9 protein-coding genes are annotated in these 15,536 nt (G+C 63.1%); 5 read left to right on the top strand and 4 right to left on the bottom strand.

What is annotated here, in order from left to right; translation table 11 throughout:
• Positions 1-164: 164 nt before the first annotated feature.
• Entirely contained in the window at positions 165-1,187 is a 1,023-nt protein-coding gene (locus WYH_RS08980; RefSeq protein ID WP_046905008.1) for a DUF1338 domain-containing protein, read from the top strand.
• On the opposite strand, the gene WYH_RS08985 is transcribed toward WYH_RS08980, so the two are convergent.
• From WYH_RS08985 to WYH_RS09000, 4 genes are all read right to left on the bottom strand, one after another.
• Entirely contained in the window at positions 1,184-2,572 is a 1,389-nt protein-coding gene (locus tag WYH_RS08985) for a TolC family protein (RefSeq protein WP_046903557.1), read from the bottom strand. The two genes, WYH_RS08980 and WYH_RS08985, sit on opposite strands and share 4 nt — an antisense overlap.
• Positions 2,569-5,700, bottom strand: coding sequence for an efflux RND transporter permease subunit (locus WYH_RS08990; RefSeq protein WP_046903558.1), 3,132 nt, complete (start codon positions 5,698-5,700; stop codon positions 2,569-2,571). Before WYH_RS08990 ends, WYH_RS08985 begins: the two co-directional genes overlap by 4 nt.
• The gene (locus tag WYH_RS08995) at positions 5,697-6,677 is read right to left on the bottom strand and encodes an efflux RND transporter periplasmic adaptor subunit (RefSeq protein WP_244877900.1); all 981 of its coding nucleotides are present in this window, start codon (positions 6,675-6,677) and stop codon (positions 5,697-5,699) included. The genes WYH_RS08990 and WYH_RS08995 overlap by 4 nt, the downstream gene beginning before the upstream one ends.
• 199 nt (positions 6,678-6,876) lie before the next feature.
• Positions 6,877-7,488: a TetR/AcrR family transcriptional regulator gene (locus WYH_RS09000; RefSeq protein ID WP_082347922.1), complete on the bottom strand. Its 612-nt coding sequence runs from the start codon at positions 7,486-7,488 to the stop codon at positions 6,877-6,879.
• A gap of 91 nt (positions 7,489-7,579) precedes the next feature.
• Between WYH_RS09000 and WYH_RS09005 the strand changes: the two genes are divergently transcribed.
• The 4 genes from WYH_RS09005 (at position 7,580) to WYH_RS09020 (ending at position 15,533) form a co-directional block, all read left to right on the top strand.
• Positions 7,580-8,752 carry an efflux RND transporter periplasmic adaptor subunit gene (locus WYH_RS09005; RefSeq protein ID WP_046903560.1) on the top strand — a complete coding sequence of 391 codons (1,173 nt, stop codon included), beginning with the start codon at positions 7,580-7,582 and terminating at the stop codon, positions 8,750-8,752.
• A 3-nt stretch (positions 8,753-8,755) separates the two neighbouring features.
• A complete protein-coding gene (locus WYH_RS09010; protein ID WP_046903561.1) occupies positions 8,756-11,980 on the top strand; it encodes a multidrug efflux RND transporter permease subunit in 3,225 nt (1,074 codons plus the stop codon).
• The gene (locus tag WYH_RS09015) at positions 11,977-13,422 is read left to right on the top strand and encodes an efflux transporter outer membrane subunit (protein ID WP_082347923.1); all 1,446 of its coding nucleotides are present in this window, start codon (positions 11,977-11,979) and stop codon (positions 13,420-13,422) included. Before WYH_RS09010 ends, WYH_RS09015 begins: the two co-directional genes overlap by 4 nt.
• A 170-nt stretch (positions 13,423-13,592) precedes the next feature.
• A complete protein-coding gene (locus WYH_RS09020) occupies positions 13,593-15,533 on the top strand; it encodes a TonB-dependent receptor plug domain-containing protein (RefSeq protein ID WP_053833499.1) in 1,941 nt (646 codons plus the stop codon).
• Positions 15,534-15,536: the final 3 nt, after the last annotated feature.

Genomic DNA, 15,536 nt, shown 5'->3' on the forward strand with positions numbered 1-15,536 from the left:
TGCGCCGCCGATCCGCCCTTGAAACGCTCGAAACGGATCTCTGATCGGCGGCACTCGAAATGATGCCGCGCTCTACCAATATGGATGCGCAGCGGAGCCGGGAAACGCGCATTTGGGTCACCGGGCGCGATACGCTATTCAGGCAGCCGATGGAGAGAGAGACAATGCAGGACCTGCACAGCAGCACAATCGGACGGCTCGTCATCGCGCATCTTGGCGAGGAGTCTGGCACAAAGACACTGAATTCGCTGGAAATCAGCCCCTCCCTGATCCGGGATGAAGGAGGCACGGTTTCCCGCGCCAGTTTCGCCATGGCGCTGGGTACGGTCCTGTTCGGCGTCTCGATGGACAATGTGCCCAGCGGCGCGGATTATGTTGGCGAACAGCTGGCAGCGGGACGGCGCATCATCCTCGATCACGGCGCCTTGCGCACGATCCGCTTTGCCGAAGGGCCGACTGGCGCATTGCCCGCCGGGCAGGATGCCTTCGCCCGCATTCTCGGCCCGCTCGGTTATGAAATTGCCCGGCAATATCCGTTGAAGCGGCTGAAGATGACCGGCCACGCCTGGCGGCATTGCGATTTTCCGGAAGATATTCCGCAATATTTCGTCAGCGAATTGCATGTCGACCAGTTTGACGAGGATTTCGGCGCCGCAGCGCAGCGTGTCTTCGGCACTTCCCGCGATCCGCTTGGGGCCGAAGCAAAGGCCGTGCTTGATGCCTATGCGCAGGGGAAGGCCGTATCCTTCGCACAGGCAAGCGAAGCCCTGCCGGCGATTGCATCCGCCTTTGCCGTGCAGCACGAACCGGCGCATATCGACGATTACGAAGCGCTGCTGGCCCAATCGGCCGAAGCCGCCTGGATCGCGACTGAAGGCAATTCCTTCAACCATGCAACCGACCGTGTGGCCGATGTGGTCGCCCTGGCCGATGCGCTGCGGGTGGCGGGCAAGCCGATCAAGGACAGCGTGGAAGTCTCCGCCAGCGGCCGGGTGCGGCAGACCGCCTTTCGCGCCGACAGCGTGGAACGCATCTTTCGCACCGATGACGGGGAAATCAGGCGGACAGTGCCGGGATCCTTCTTCGAATTCATCAGCCGCGATCCGCTGCCCGGATCGGGCGGGCTGGACCTGGCGTTCGACAGCGCGAACGCCACGGGCATTTTCGCGATGACCCGCGCCGCCTAGGCGGCCCCGGCACTTTCGATACCAGGCGGCCCGCCAATCGCCGAATAGAGCCCGACGATCGAGGTGGCGAGCGCGGCCTCGCTATCGATCTGGCTTTCCCGGCTGGAGATCAGCTGGCGCTGGGAATCGAGCACGTCGAACAGATTAGCCAGCCCTTCGCGGTAGAGCGCATTGGATTGTTCGAAGGCCCGTTCGCTTTCCCCCACCGCAATGGCCAGTTCGCGGCTGCGCGCTTCGAAGGCGGCGATGCCCACCAGCGCATTTTCCGCTTCACCCATCACCTGCAGCACCTGCTGGCGATATTCGGCGAAGCGGGCCGCCAGTTCTGCTTCGGCGGCGGTCACTTCCGCCCGGCGGCGGCCGCCATCGAACAAGGGCAGATCGAGCGAAGCTGCGAGGCTGGCAAGAAAATCCGACACGATGCCGGAGAAAGAACCGTCTCCGAGCAGGGCCTGCCCCGAAATGGACAGTGAAGGCAGCAGGTCCGACCGTTCGATCCCCACGATCGCCGCTGCTTCCACCAGGCCCATTTCCGCCACCAGAAGATCGGGGCGGCGGCGCAGCATATCCGCCGGCGTGCCGCGCGGTGGCCCGCCCGCAAAACCGGGGACCCCATCCGCAGTATCGGGAACCGCAGGAGTGCCGCCCGGGACCCGGCCGATCAATACATCCAGCGCATGAGCCGCCTGCGATCGCTGCAATTCCAGCAGCCCGCGCTGGGCGCGTGTGCGGGCAAGGTCGGCCGCCGCGCGGCGCACGTCCAGATTGGCGGCCAGACCGGCCTCGAAACGCAGGGTCACCGTTCGCAAGGTCCGTTCCTGCAATTCGGTGGACTGGTCCAGCAGCTTCAGCCGCTCCCCGGTGCGGCGCAGTTCGATATATTGGCGCGCGACTTCGGCGGCGACGATACGGCGGCGATCCGCCACGAGATATTTCGCGGCCGCAGCAGAGGCGGCCGCCGCTTCGATTTCTGCCGAAAGGCGGCCGGACAGGTCCGGATCGAAAAAGCCCGACACGCCGATTGAAAGCCGGTCCGCCGTGCCATCCGCATCGGCATCAATTCCCGCGCTGGCGCCACCGTCCAGAGACGGCAGAAGATCACTACGTTCGGCGCGCAAGGCGGCACGCGATGCCTCCAGCCGTTCCCGCGTGGCGGCGATGCCGAGATTTTCCGTCAGGGCCAGTTCGATCAGTTCATCCAGTCGATCGTCGCGGAAGCCCTTCCACCAATCCTCATCCGTCCCCGGCGGCGGGCGGTAGCCGGCGCTGAAATCGGCCGGCAATTCGATATCCCCTGCCCCCGGCGCCGGTGGGACGGTGGGCGATGTGGCACATGCGGCGAGCGACAGGCTGCACCCGGCAAGAACGGACGCGGCAAATCTCATGTCGCGGATAAAGCCGCCTCCTCGTCGGCATTGTCGATCTCTTCCTTCACGCGGGCGAGGTCCTGGCTGCGCGGACGGCCGAAACGGGCGATGCCCAGATAGATGACCGGCGTCAGGAACAGGGTGAAGATGGCGGCGATACCCAGCCCGCCGAAGATCACCCAGCCAATGGCCTGCCGCGCTTCGGCGCCCGCACCGCTCGCCAGGATCAGCGGCAACGCGCCAACCACGGTGGAAACCAGCGTCATTGCGATCGGCCGCAGGCGGATGGTTGCCGCCTCTTCCACCGCCTGCCGGACATCCCGCCCTTGCTGGCGCAGCTGATCGGCGAATTCCACGATCAGAATCCCGTTCTTGGCCATCAGGCCGATCAGCATGACAAGGCCGATCTGCGAGTAGATGTTGAGCGAGGTGCCCGAAAGGAACAGCGCGAAGACCGCCGCCGCCAGGGCAAAGGGCACGGTGAGCATGACAACAAGCGCGCTGGTCAGCCGTTCAAACTGGGCAACCAGGACCAGGAAGACGATCACCAGCGCGAAGAGATAGGTCAGCAGCAGGTCGCTTTCCGTTTCTTCCAGCGATTGCGCTTCGCCCTGCAGCAGCATGTCGATATCTTCGGCAACGGCACCATCCGCCAGCCGCTCCATCTCCGCCACGGCTTCGGCCAGCGATGTGCCCGGTGCGATATCCGCTTCCACCTCTATCGCACGGCGCTGTTCCGTCCGGTCGAGTTCGGCGGCGATGCCCTGTTCGACAATATTGGTTACGCTGGAAAGCGGGATCAGCCGGCCGCCCGTGGCGCGGACATAGAGATTGCGCAGATCCTCCGGATTGGTGATCGATACGGTTTCCGATGTCAGGAAGATTGGAATCGACTGATCGCCCACATTCAGATCCACCACTTCATCCCCGCCGACCATTGCGCGCAGGGTCAGCGAAAGATCGTCCAGATCGACACCCAGATCGGCGGCGCTGCGCCGGTCTATCTGCACCGATAATTGCGGCTGGGTCGGCTGATAGGAGATGTCCGGATTGGACAATATCCCGCTATCGAGATCGATCGCTTCGGCCAGCGCCTGCGCGGAAAGATAGATTTCGCCATATTCCGAACCGGTCAACGCCACTTCGATCGTATCATTGCCACTGCCGCCGAAGCTGAGCGTGCCGCGCCCGCTGGCCCCGACGCGCGAACCGGGGATCTGCTGCAAGGGCTGGCGCAGTTCTTCGACGATTTCCGTCTGGCTGCGATCGCGCTGTTCCCACGGGGCGAGTTCGGCATTCACCGTAATGCGATTGGGATCGTAACTGCCGACGATCGACATCATGGAGGTGATGACGCCTTCGTCGACAAGCGGCTGGAGAACCGCTTCTATCTCGTCCAGTTCGCGGTCCATGAAATCGATGCCGACGCCGTCCGGCCCCTGTGCGCGGACCTGGACTGTGCCGCGGTCCTCATCCGGCACCAATTCGCTTTCCAGCATCGGGTATAGCAGCGCGGCAAGAAGGGCCACGGCCACGGAAACGCCAAGGATCAGCCGTGGCCGGCCGAGGCAGAAACGGAGGGCGCGCGTATATTGGCCGCGCACAAACCCGCCATATCGCGCGATATTGCGCCCGGCATCGTGCAGGCGGCCGTCACGATCATCCCCGTCGCTGCGCAAATTGATCCGTGCCGCCAGCGCCGGGACCAGCGAAAGCGCGACAAAGGAGGACAGGATCACGGCCAGCGCCAGCACGAAGCCGAATTCGCGGAACAATCGCCCGGCCTGCGACGGCAGGAAGGAAATCGGCACGAAGACTGAAACCAGCACCGCCGTGGTCGCCACCACGGCGAAGAAGACCTGCCGCGTGCCCACCACCGCCGCCGCCCGCTTGCCATAGCCCTTGTTCTGCAAGCGCTGGGCATTTTCCAGCACCACGATGGCATCGTCCACGATCAGGCCCGTGGCCAGGACCAGCGCCAGCAGGGTCAGCAGATTGATGGAAAAACCCATCAGCCAGATGCCAGCAATCACGCCCACCAGCGCCACCGGGATCGTGGTGCTGGGGATGATGGTGGGGCCCAGTGCGCGGAAGAAAACCAGCATGGTCAGCATCACCACGCCGACGGTGAAAGCCAGCGTGATCAGCACTTCGCGCACGGATGTACGGATGAATTCCGCATTGTCCGAAATCACCCGGATCGCGATGTCCGGGAAACGTTCATCCAGTTCCAGCACCGCTTCGTTCACGGCATCGGAAATCTGGATCGTGTTGGAATTGGCCTGCCGGATCACGCCCAGGCCGATCACCGGCTCCCCGTTCAGGCGGACATAGCTTGTCGCATCGGCGGGTGCAAAATAGGCTTCGGCGACATCGCCCACCTTCGTGGTGCCGGAAATCACCACGTCCTTTATCAGGGCCGGATCGCTGGCATTGGCTTCGGCGCGAACGATCAGTTCCTGCGCATCGCTGCGGAAACTGCCGACCGGCACGTCGAAAGGGGCACCGCGCAGGGCATCGGCGACATCGGAAATCGTCAGCCCGAACCGGTTCAGCCTTTGCGGCTGCACGGCGACGCGCAATTGCTGCGGGCGCGATCCGAATTCATTGATGCTGGCGACGCCGTCCGCGGTCAGCAATTCCGGGATGATGTCATTCTCGACAATACGCGTCAGCGTGGCGATGTCATGCGTACGGCTGGAGACGGCAATGGTGAGAATGGATTCTGCATCCTCATCCGCCTTGACCACCCGGACCTGTTCCACACGATCAGGCAGTTCGCGGGTCACGCGGGCCACTGCTTCGCGCACATCGGCGGCTACGGAATCGAGATCGGTCCCGGCATTGAATTCCACGCGGATGCGGGAATTATTCTCTTCACTGGAAGAACGGATTTCGCGGATTCCGCTGACCCGGGCAACGGCATCTTCCAGCACGCTGGTGACTTCGGCATCCATGGTTTCCGGCGCAGCGCCGGGGAAACTGGCGCTGACCGTCACGATCGGCCGGTCAACATCCGGCAATTCGCGGACTTCGACGCCAAAGAAGGCGGCGATACCCGCAAGCACGATCAACAGGTTCAGAACGGTGATCAGCAGCGGCCGCTTGACGGCCAGCATAGGCAGATCGTTGGCGTCCTTGCTCATCCGGTTTCATCCGATCGGACGCGCACTTCCTGCGCTGGCTGGACCCGCGGTTCGACCAGTGCCACTTCCTGACCTTCGCGCACTTTCTGCACGCCTTCCACGATGACCAGGTCATTCGCGCCAAGCGGCGCATCCACCAATGCCAATCCGTCCCGCCGGGACGTGATCGTCACCGGCATCCGTGCCGCCGCACCATCGCGCACGGTCCAGAGATAGGATCCTTCACCGCCCCACACGATCGCTTCTTCCGGCACGGCGGGCCGCATCGTGCCGGCCCCGGAATATCGCACGCGGAAACTCATGCCGGGGCGCAGCCGATCGTCCGCATTATCGACGGCGGTGCGCACGATATAGGTCCGCTGATCGGATGCTATGGTGCTGTCCACCGCGATCACCCGTGCATCAATCGTCCGCTCAGGCTCTGAAAAAGGAGATACGGTGACAGTGGTGCCGGGAGACAGGCGGGAAAAGGCCGCCTCCGGCGCCGGAAAATCCACGAACAGCGTCCCCCGCTGATCGAGCTGGGCGATGACCGTATCCTGGCCGATCCGGTCCCCGACATCGACTTCCGTCAGCCCGATATGGCCGGAAAAAGGCGCGCGGATCGTGCGGTCAGCCAGCGATTCCCGTGCCTGCTGCAATTCCACCCGCGCAGAAGCCAGCGCGGTTTCGCCCGCTTCGATCTGGCTTTCGGATATGGCGCCCGTATCCTCGATCCGGCGGTAACGGCCAAGCAATTGCGATGCTTCTTCCACGCGCACTTCGGCCAGTTCCACTGCAAGACGTTCCTGCCTGCTGTCGAGAATGACGAGCGGCTGCCCCTTGCGGACATAATCCCCGGCGGAAAAGCGGACGGCAACGACACGCCCGGCCGTTTCCGGATAGAGCTGGGCGGAAGTGGTGGCCCGGGCCGACCCGACGGCTTCCACCTGCAATTGTTCGGCCAGCATGCGCGGCCCGTCGGCAACCACATTCACCGGATCGGATCCAGGCCGCTGCGAATCCTGGCTGCAAGCGGCCAGACCAAGGATGATAATTGCGCTGAGGGCTCGAACCGGCTTCATACGCGGAACCTAGGGCCATTCGCCGGGATTCCCAAACCAAGCTTTGCCCGCCAGCGCCCATTTTTTATCGAACCGCCGCATGGCCCTGCGCAAATTCATATGACTGCATGAATCAGTCGGTCAGCCCGGCACCCCGGCAGAAAAAATCGACCCGGAATTCCAGATCAGGAAATTCCGCCGCGCCCACGCTGCCATGACTGATTGCATTCACGTATAATTCCTGGATGAACATGCCCAGGAACATTTGCGCCAGCATTCTCGGCTGGCCAGCCACGACCACACCCGTCGCAATCCATTTTTCGAACAGGTCGATCAGCGCCACTTGCGACTGCAACACCGTCTTGCGGTGGAAATCAGCCGCGAATTGCCGGTCCTTGAGGCTATAGGCGATCACGACACGGCTGATCGCCACGCCTTCATCATCGAAATAGCGTTCGCGGATTGCTTCGCCGATTTTCAGCAGCGCGGTTCGGGGGGAAGGACAGGCATCCCCGATTTCCGCGATCAGCGCATCGGCGGACAGGGTCCGATCCTCCACCACCGCGAAAAGCAGGCCCGCCTTGTTGCCGAAAAGCTTGTAAAGCGTTGCCAGCGATCCACCGGCTTCCGCTACGACATCGGCAAGGCTGGTATCGTCGAAGCCCTTTTCGATGAACAGCCGGCGCGCCGCGCCCAGGAAGGCACGCCGCCGTTTATCCAGCCTGTCACCGCAAAAATCTTCCATCGATGCAATTTGTTACCCGTCAGGCGCTTGTGCTATATTGGTGTAATACCTATTACGCCGCCGCACACGCACAATCAACAAGGTCCTCTCCATGCGCCTTTTCCCGGTCGTAGCTGCCATCGGCGTCCTGCTCGCCTCCTGCGGGGAGGAACCGCAGGCCGATGCGCCCCGGCCGCTGGAAGTCGAAACCGTGGTCATCCAGTATGAAGAGGTTCCAAACGCGATCGAACTGCCCGGCCGCGTGGAACCGGTTCGCGAAGCGGAAGTGCGTGCCCGGGTGACCGGCATTGTCCAGCGCCGCCTTTACCAGGAAGGCACGAATGTCTCCGAAGGCCAGCCGCTGTTCCTGATCGACCCGTCCGAATTGCGCGCCAGCTACGCCCAGACGGAAGCCAGCCTTGAACGGGCCAGGGCAACTGCCGCCAATGCGGATGCAGTGGTCGAACGCTATCGCCCGCTGGTGGAAGAGAATGCAATCAGCCGGCAGGAATATGATGCCGCCATCGCCGCATCGCGGGAGGCGCGGGCCAATGTAGCCCAGATCGAGGCCGAGCTCCGCTCCGCCTCCTTGCAGCTTGGCTATACCACGGTCCGCGCACCGATTTCCGGCCGGGTATCGCGGGCGCAGGTGACCGAAGGCGCGCTGGTCAGCCAGCCTGAAGGCACGCTGATGACCCGGATCGAACAGATGAGCCCGGTCTATGTCTCCTTCTCCCAGTCGGCATCGGAAATGCTGCGTATTCGCCGCGGGCTGGATACGGGCGAAATCCAGGTTACCGAAGGCGAACCGGTCGAGGTCTGGCTGAAATTTGCCGATGGCACCGAATATCCGATTCCGGGCGTGCTCGACTTTCTTGACCAGTCGGTCGATCCGACCACGGGGACAGTGCAGCTGCGCGCCGAATTTCCCAATCCCGAAAGCCTGCTGCTGCCTGGCGAATTCGTCCGCGCGCGTATCCTTGCGGGCCGCATCGCCAAGGGCATTTCCATCCCGCAGGAAGCGGTGACGGTCGGGGAAAATGGCGGGTCGGTCTATGTGATTTCAAGGGATGGCACTGCCGAAGTGCGCCAAGTGGCGCTGGGCGCCATGACTGGCGGGAACTGGCTGATCGAGGACGGGCTGCGCCCCGGCGACGTGCTGATAACCAATAATCTCCAGAAACTGCAGCCGGGAATGCCGGTCAAGTCCGCCAGTGGCCATGGGGCCGCCCAGCCATCTGCCACGGAAGCAACCGGAACTCCGCCCGCGAAGGCCGGGGAGTAAGCCGTGCCCCGCTTCTTCATCGACCGGCCCATTTTCGCATGGGTCATCGCGCTTGGCCTCTTGCTGGCCGGCTTCATGTCGCTCCGTTCGCTTCCGATCGAACAATATCCCGACATCGCGCCGCCATCGCTCACGCTATCCACCACCTATCCCGGCGCCGATGCGGCCACGGTCGAACAGAACGTCACCCAGATTATCGAGCAACAGCTCAATGGCGTTGACGGCCTGCTCTATATGGCGTCCTCCAGCCAGTCGAACGGGCTGGGCGAGATTACCGTCACCTTCGAATCCGGCACCGATATCGACATCGCCCAGACCGAGGTGCAGAACCGCCTGGGCACGGTCGAGGCGCGGCTGCCGGAAGAAGTGCGCCAGCAGGGCATCACGGTCCGCCAGGCCAATTCCAGTTTCCTGATGCTGGTCGCCCTCACATCGAAAAGCGGCAGCCTGTCCACCGTCGATCTGGGCAATATCGCTTCGCTGCAAGTGGTGGACGAATTGCGCCGCGTGCCCGGCGTGGGCGATGTCCAGCTATTCGGTTCGCCCTATGCGATGCGCATCTGGCTGGATCCGGAACGGCTGGCATCCTTCAACATCTCGCCCAGCCAGGTGCTGGCCTCCGTGCGTGAACAGAACAGCCAGACCGCCGGCGGTTCGCTGGGCGCGCAGCCCTATATCGACGATCAGCAGATCAACGCCACGATCATCACGCAGGATCGGTTCTCCACCGTGCGGGAGTTCGAGGAGATCATTCTGCGGGCCGAAACCGGGGGTGCAACAGTGCGCCTGTCGGACGTGGCGCGCGTGGAACTGGGCGCTGAAAACTACACGTTCGGGGCCACTTTGAACAACACGCCCATGGCGGGCATGGGCGTGCAGCTGGCCACCGGCGCCAACGCCCTTGCCGCCGCCGAGGGCGTGCGCGAACGGATGCAGGAAATCGGCCCTGGCCTGCCTGCCGATGTGGAATGGCAGATACCCTACGACACCACGCCGTTCATCGAATTGTCGGTCGAGGAAGTCATAAAGACACTGGTCGAGGCGATGGTGCTCGTCTTCCTCGTCATGTTCATCTTCCTGCAGAACTGGCGCGCCACGGTGATCCCGGCGCTGGTGGTGCCCATCGCGCTGGCGGGGGCTTGCCTTGGCCTGTGGGTCTTCGGCTTTTCGATCAACGTGCTCAGCCTGTTCGGCATGGTGCTGGCCATCGGTATCCTGGTGGACGACGCCATCGTGGTGATCGAAAACGTGGAACGGATCATGAGCGAGGAAGGCCTCTCCCCGCTCGAAGCGACGCGCAAGGCGATGGACCAGATCACCGGCGCAATCATCGGCATTACGCTGGTGCTGGTGGCCGTATTCATCCCGATGGCGTTTTTCCCGGGCTCCACGGGCGGCATTTATCGCCAGTTTTCCGTCACGCTCGCAATTTCGATCTTCTTCTCCGCCCTGCTGGCGCTGACCTTGACCCCGGCCCTGTGCGCCACCTTCCTCAAGCACCAGAGCCGGGAAGAACGGGAAGCCGATGCCAACACACATTGGCGGGAACGGGAAGGCCTGCTGAACAAGGCGCGCGCCCTGATCGCGAGCTTTTTCGGCATCTTCAACCGCTGGTTCGACCGCACGACCCGCCGTTACGGGCGCACGACAGACAAGGCCCTGGCGCGGCCATTCCGTGTGCTGGCCGTGTTCGCACTGCTCTGCGTCCTGACATTGTTCCTGTTCTTTCGCCTGCCCGGCGGTTTCCTGCCGACAGAGGATCAGGGCGAACTTCTGGTCATGGTCCAGGCCCCGCCGGGTTCGACCGCCGAACGGACCGAGGCCGCACTGGAAGACATTCACGAATTCCTCGGCGCGCAGGAAGAAGTCGCCCATGTCGTCGCCATCAAGGGCTTCAGCTTCTATGGCCGCGGTCAAAACAATGCGATCATCTTCGTCCCGCTGAAACCGTGGTCCGAACGGCCCGATCCGGAAAATTCCGCCTCTGCCCTCTCGGCCCGCGCCATGGGTGCATTCCAGCAGATTGACGAGGCGATCGCCTTCGCCATTCAGCGCCCGCCGATCTCAGCCCTCGGCAATGCCAGCGGCTTTTCCTTGAAACTGGAGGACCGGCAGGGTCTCGGCCGCGAAGCCCTGCTCCAGGCGCGCGATCAGCTGCTGGGCCTCGTCGCGCAAAGCGATGTCATCGCCAATATCCGGCCGGAAGAACAGCCGCCCACCCCGCAATTGCGGGTGGAGATCGACCGGGTGCAGGCACGGGCGCTGGGATTGCCGATTTCAGACGTGAACGCCGCCCTGTCGATCAATTTCGGCTCCGCCTATGTCAACGACTTCACCCGCCAGGGCCGCATTCTGCGCGTGCTGGTGCAGGCAGATGCAGACTTCCGCATGACCCCGGAGGACGTGCTGTCCCTGCGCGTTCCCAATGAAAGCGGCGATCTGGTGCCTTTCTCCAGCTTCGCGACTGCCGAATGGACGGCGGGTGCCCCCAATCTTGCCCGCTATAACGGCTATCCCGCGGTCACGCTTTCCGGCGAAGCCGCGCCCGGCAGGTCTTCCGGCGATGCGATTGCCGAAATGGAAGCGCTGGCCGAACAATTGCCGCAGGGCATCGGCTATGAATGGACCGGCCTCGCCTTTGAAGAAAAGCAGTCCGCCGGACAGGTCGGCCTTCTGCTCGGCCTGTCGCTGGTGGTGGTGTTCCTGCTTCTGGCCGCTCTGTATGAAAGCTGGGCCGTCCCGTTGGCGGTATTGCTGATCGTGCCTGCGGGCGTGATGGGATCGGTCATATTCTCATTCCTCAGGGACCTGTCGGCGGACGTATATTTCAATGTCGGCCTGATCACGATCATCGGGCTGGCGGCCAAGAACGCCATCCTGATCGTGGAATTCGCGATCGAGGAGGAGGAACGCGGCGAATCCATACTGGACGCCGTAAAGGCCGCAGCCCGCCTGCGCCTGCGTCCGATCATCATGACCTCGCTCGCCTTCACCATGGGCATGGTGCCGCTGGTGCTGGCAAGCGGCGCGGGCGCTGCCAGCCGCATCGCCGTGGGCACGGGCGTGATGGGCGGCATGATCGCCGCGACCGCCGTGGGCATCTTCGTGATCCCCGTGCTTTACTTGCTGGTGCGCCGCTATCTCAGCCGCACGAGTCCAGCCGCCGCAGGGCATATGGACAGGGACGAAGCGGAAACATCCACGCAAGCAGGGGAGCCGACGCGATGATCCGCCCAATGCTTTCCTTCCCGGCCCTCGCCGCCGCAATCGCCCTGGGCGGATGCGTCAACAGGGCGCCCGACCATGCACGCCCGGCCCTTGCCAGCGAAGCGGCCTATGATGGCAATTTCCGGCCGGACGGTTCCGCCATTGCCAGCGAACTCGCCTGGCGGGACTTTTTCGTCGACCCGCGGCTCAAGACGCTGATCGGAACCGCGCTGGCGAATAATCGCGATCTGGTGGCGGCAACGGCGCGGATCGAACAGGCGCGTGCGCAATATCGTATCGATGACAGCCGCCGCCGGCCTGAAGTGGTAGCCGATGCCAGCGCCAGCCGCACGCGGCAGCCACTCAATGTCGGGGCGTTTGGCGGCCAGGGCGGTGGCCAGGGGGCCGGGTCGATCACTTTCAATCGGTTCGATATCGGCGTCGGCATCACCGGCTTCGAACTGGATTTCTGGGGCCGGGTCAGGAATCTCAGCGAAGCGTCACGGGCCCAGTATCTGGCCACGATCGCCGCGCAGCGCAGCTTCTACCTTTCCCTGATCGGGGATGTATCGACCACCTATTTCGAAATGGTCGAAACGCAGGAACAGATCGAACTGGCCAGGGCCACGGCGGAAAGTCGCGAAGAAGGGCTGCGCATTGCCGGCCTGCGGCTGGACAATGGCGTTACCTCCGCCCTGCCCTATCGCCAGGCGGAAACCCTGTTGCGTCAGGCGCAGCAGGAACTCGCCTCGCAAGAACTGGATCACGCGCGGCTGCGCAACCAGCTGGCCGTGCTGGTCGGCGGAACGACACCGGCGGACTTGCCGCCGGGCCTGCCGCTCCTGGCGCAGGAAAACCAGATCCGTCTCGACGCAGGTCTGCCGTCCGACCTGCTGCTGGCTCGGCCGGATATTATCGCTGCGGAAGAAAGACTGCGCGCCGCCCGCGCCAATATCGGCGCCGCCCGCGCCGCCTTCTTCCCCAATATCTCGCTCACCGGCAGCGCCGGCTATTCCTCCAACGCGCTGGACAATCTGTTCGACGGCAACAGCCTGAGCTGGTCCTTCGGCCCGTCGATCAGCCTGCCGATATTCGACTGGGGCGCCCGCGAAGGACAACTGGATCTGGCGAAGGCGATGGAAGTGGAAGAAGTCGCCAATTACGATCTCGCCGTGCAGACCGCCTTCCGCGAAGTGTCGGACGCGCTGGCCGGGCGGCGCTGGCTGATCGATCAGGTCGAAACCCTGACCCATGCCGTGACCGCCCAGGAAGAAATCGCCCGCATTGCCCGTGCCCGCTATCGCGAAGGGGTGGCCGATTACCTGGAAGTGCTGGACGCCGAACGGAACCTGTTCAGCGCCCGCCAGACCCTGCTGGCGACGGAGCGGGCCTATCGGCAGAATTCCGTCACGCTCTATATCGCGCTGGGCGGTGGGCAGCTGGCGGAAACAGGTGGCGAGTAACGCAATCGCCCGGAAACACCCCTTGTAACGTGGCCTGTTACGCGGTTGTTGCCGTAAATTACTGACATTCCCGAGGCGCGACGCGCAGGTGTGCCTGCAATGGACCGAGCAAGCCATCGCCCAATGTTTGACGGCTTCAGGCTCGGCAAGGGGGCGAGGAAATTCGGGAAGTGACATTGCACAAGGCAATCCTCATCGCGCCGCTCTGCGCGTTTTCAATGCTGATGCCGGGGCTGGCCCATGCCCAGTCTGGCGAAACATCCAAAGCTGATGAGGTCGCACACGATGAATTCATCGTTGTCACAGCCAATCGCACGCCGGTTCGCCTCGACCAGGTAGGCCAGAGCGTTACGGTCCTTACCGAAAGCGCGATCGAACAGAGCCAGCAGATCGGCGTTACCGAAATTCTGGCACAAACGCCGGGCGTTCAGTTCAGCCGCAATGGCGGCCGGGGCGCGACTACATCGGTTTATATCCGGGGCGCCGAAACCGGACAGACCGTGATCCTGTATGACGGCGTACGCATCCACGACCCTTCGACCACCGATGGCGGTGCATCGCTGACCGACGTGATGACCGGCGATATTGGCCGGATCGAGGTTCTGCGCGGCGCGCAATCCACGCTTTACGGCAGCCAGGCAATTGGCGGCGTCATCAACATCATTTCAAAGACGCCGGACGAGCCGTTCGAAGGCAGTGTGCAGGCCGAAGCGGGCGAACAAGGCTCCTACCTGCTGCGCGGCGGTGCCGGCGGCAAGAATGGCGGCCTGACCTGGCGCGTCGGCGCCGGCTATACCACGACCGACGGCGTTTCAGCCTATTCGCCGGGCACAGAGCGCGACGGCTACGAGAATGTCTCGGTCAATGGCCGCCTGTCCTATGAGTTCAGCGACAATGTCAGCGTGGATTTGCGGAGCTATTACAGCGATGGCGAAGCGGAATTCGACAGCTTCAACGCCGATGGTCTGAATCGCGGCGAGACGGAAACCTGGACCGGCTATGCCGGATTGAACTTCCAGGTCTTCGAAATGCTCGAAAATCGCGTGGCCTATACACGCACCGACATTTCGCGGACGAATTTCGATGGTTCCGATGCGCGCGCCGCCCAGCCTGTGACTTTCGACGCGACAGGTTCGACCGACCGCCTGGAATATCAGGGCACGATCGACGTGTCTGACAGCTGGATGGCAGTATTCGGTGTCGATTATGCCGAAAACGAGATGCGCACGGCATCTCCATCGCTCGCCACTCCCAGCCCGGTCCCCCTCACCGCGAGGGACGATACGCTGGGCATTTACGGCCAGCTTCAGTTCGAACCGGTGGACGGGCTGACCCTGACCGGCGGCCTTCGCCAGGAAGATCACAGCGCGTTCGGCGGCAGCACGGTGGGCAGCGCATCGCTGGCCTACACACCGAATGACGGTGTCACCGTGGTCCGCGCAAGCTGGGGCGAAGGTTTCAAGGCACCAAGCCTTTACCAGCTCTACAGCGAATACGGGAATCCGGGGCTCGCCCCGGAACAGGCGGAAAGCTGGGATGTCGGGATCGAACAATGGCTGTTTCACGCCGTGTCGCTTTCCGCCGTGTATTTCCAGCGGGATTCGGATGATCTGATCAATTTCGCCTATTGTTCGGCCACTCCCGACAACCCGCTCTGTTCCGATGGCCGCTTCGGATATTACGAGAATGTCGACCGGGCCGACACCGAAGGTGTCGAACTGGGCACGAGCATTTATCTGGGCGCCTTCCAGGCATCGGCCAATTACACCTGGCTGGATGCGGTCAACAGCTCGCCGGGTGATTTCAACAAAGGCAATCGCCTTGCCCGCCGTCCTGAAAATACCTTCAACGCGACTGCCAGCTATACGCTGCCCTTCGGCCTGACCGCCGGGGCCACGATGCGGATCGTGGGCGACAGCTTCAACGACGCCGGCAATACGCAAGTGGTCGAAAGCTACACGCTGGTCGATTTCCGGCTTTCATATCCTGTGAACGAAAAGCTGGAAGTGTATGCGCGCGTCGAAAACGCCTTTGACGAGCGGTACGAAACGGTCAGCGATTACGGCACGCTTCCGCAGCTCTTCTACGGCGGCGTCAGGCTGCGCTTCTAGCTC

This window comes from Croceibacterium atlanticum, assembly GCF_001008165.2.
Classification (GTDB): Bacteria; Pseudomonadota; Alphaproteobacteria; order Sphingomonadales; family Sphingomonadaceae; genus Croceibacterium_C; species Croceibacterium_C atlanticum.

Bases quoted from the DNA above. Each gene is read 5' to 3' on its own strand.
- WYH_RS08980 (WP_046905008.1), top strand. From the start codon at position 165: ATGCAGGACCTGCACAGCAGCACAATCGGACGGCTCGTCATCGCGCAT.
- WYH_RS08985 (WP_046903557.1), bottom strand. From the start codon at position 2,572: ATGAGATTTGCCGCGTCCGTTCTTGCCGGGTGCAGCCTGTCGCTCGCC.
- WYH_RS08990 (WP_046903558.1), bottom strand. From the start codon at position 5,700: ATGAGCAAGGACGCCAACGATCTGCCTATGCTGGCCGTCAAGCGGCCG.
- WYH_RS09000 (WP_082347922.1), bottom strand. From the start codon at position 7,488: ATGGAAGATTTTTGCGGTGACAGGCTGGATAAACGGCGGCGTGCCTTC.
- WYH_RS09005 (WP_046903560.1), top strand. From the start codon at position 7,580: ATGCGCCTTTTCCCGGTCGTAGCTGCCATCGGCGTCCTGCTCGCCTCC.
- WYH_RS09015 (WP_082347923.1), top strand. From the start codon at position 11,977: ATGATCCGCCCAATGCTTTCCTTCCCGGCCCTCGCCGCCGCAATCGCC.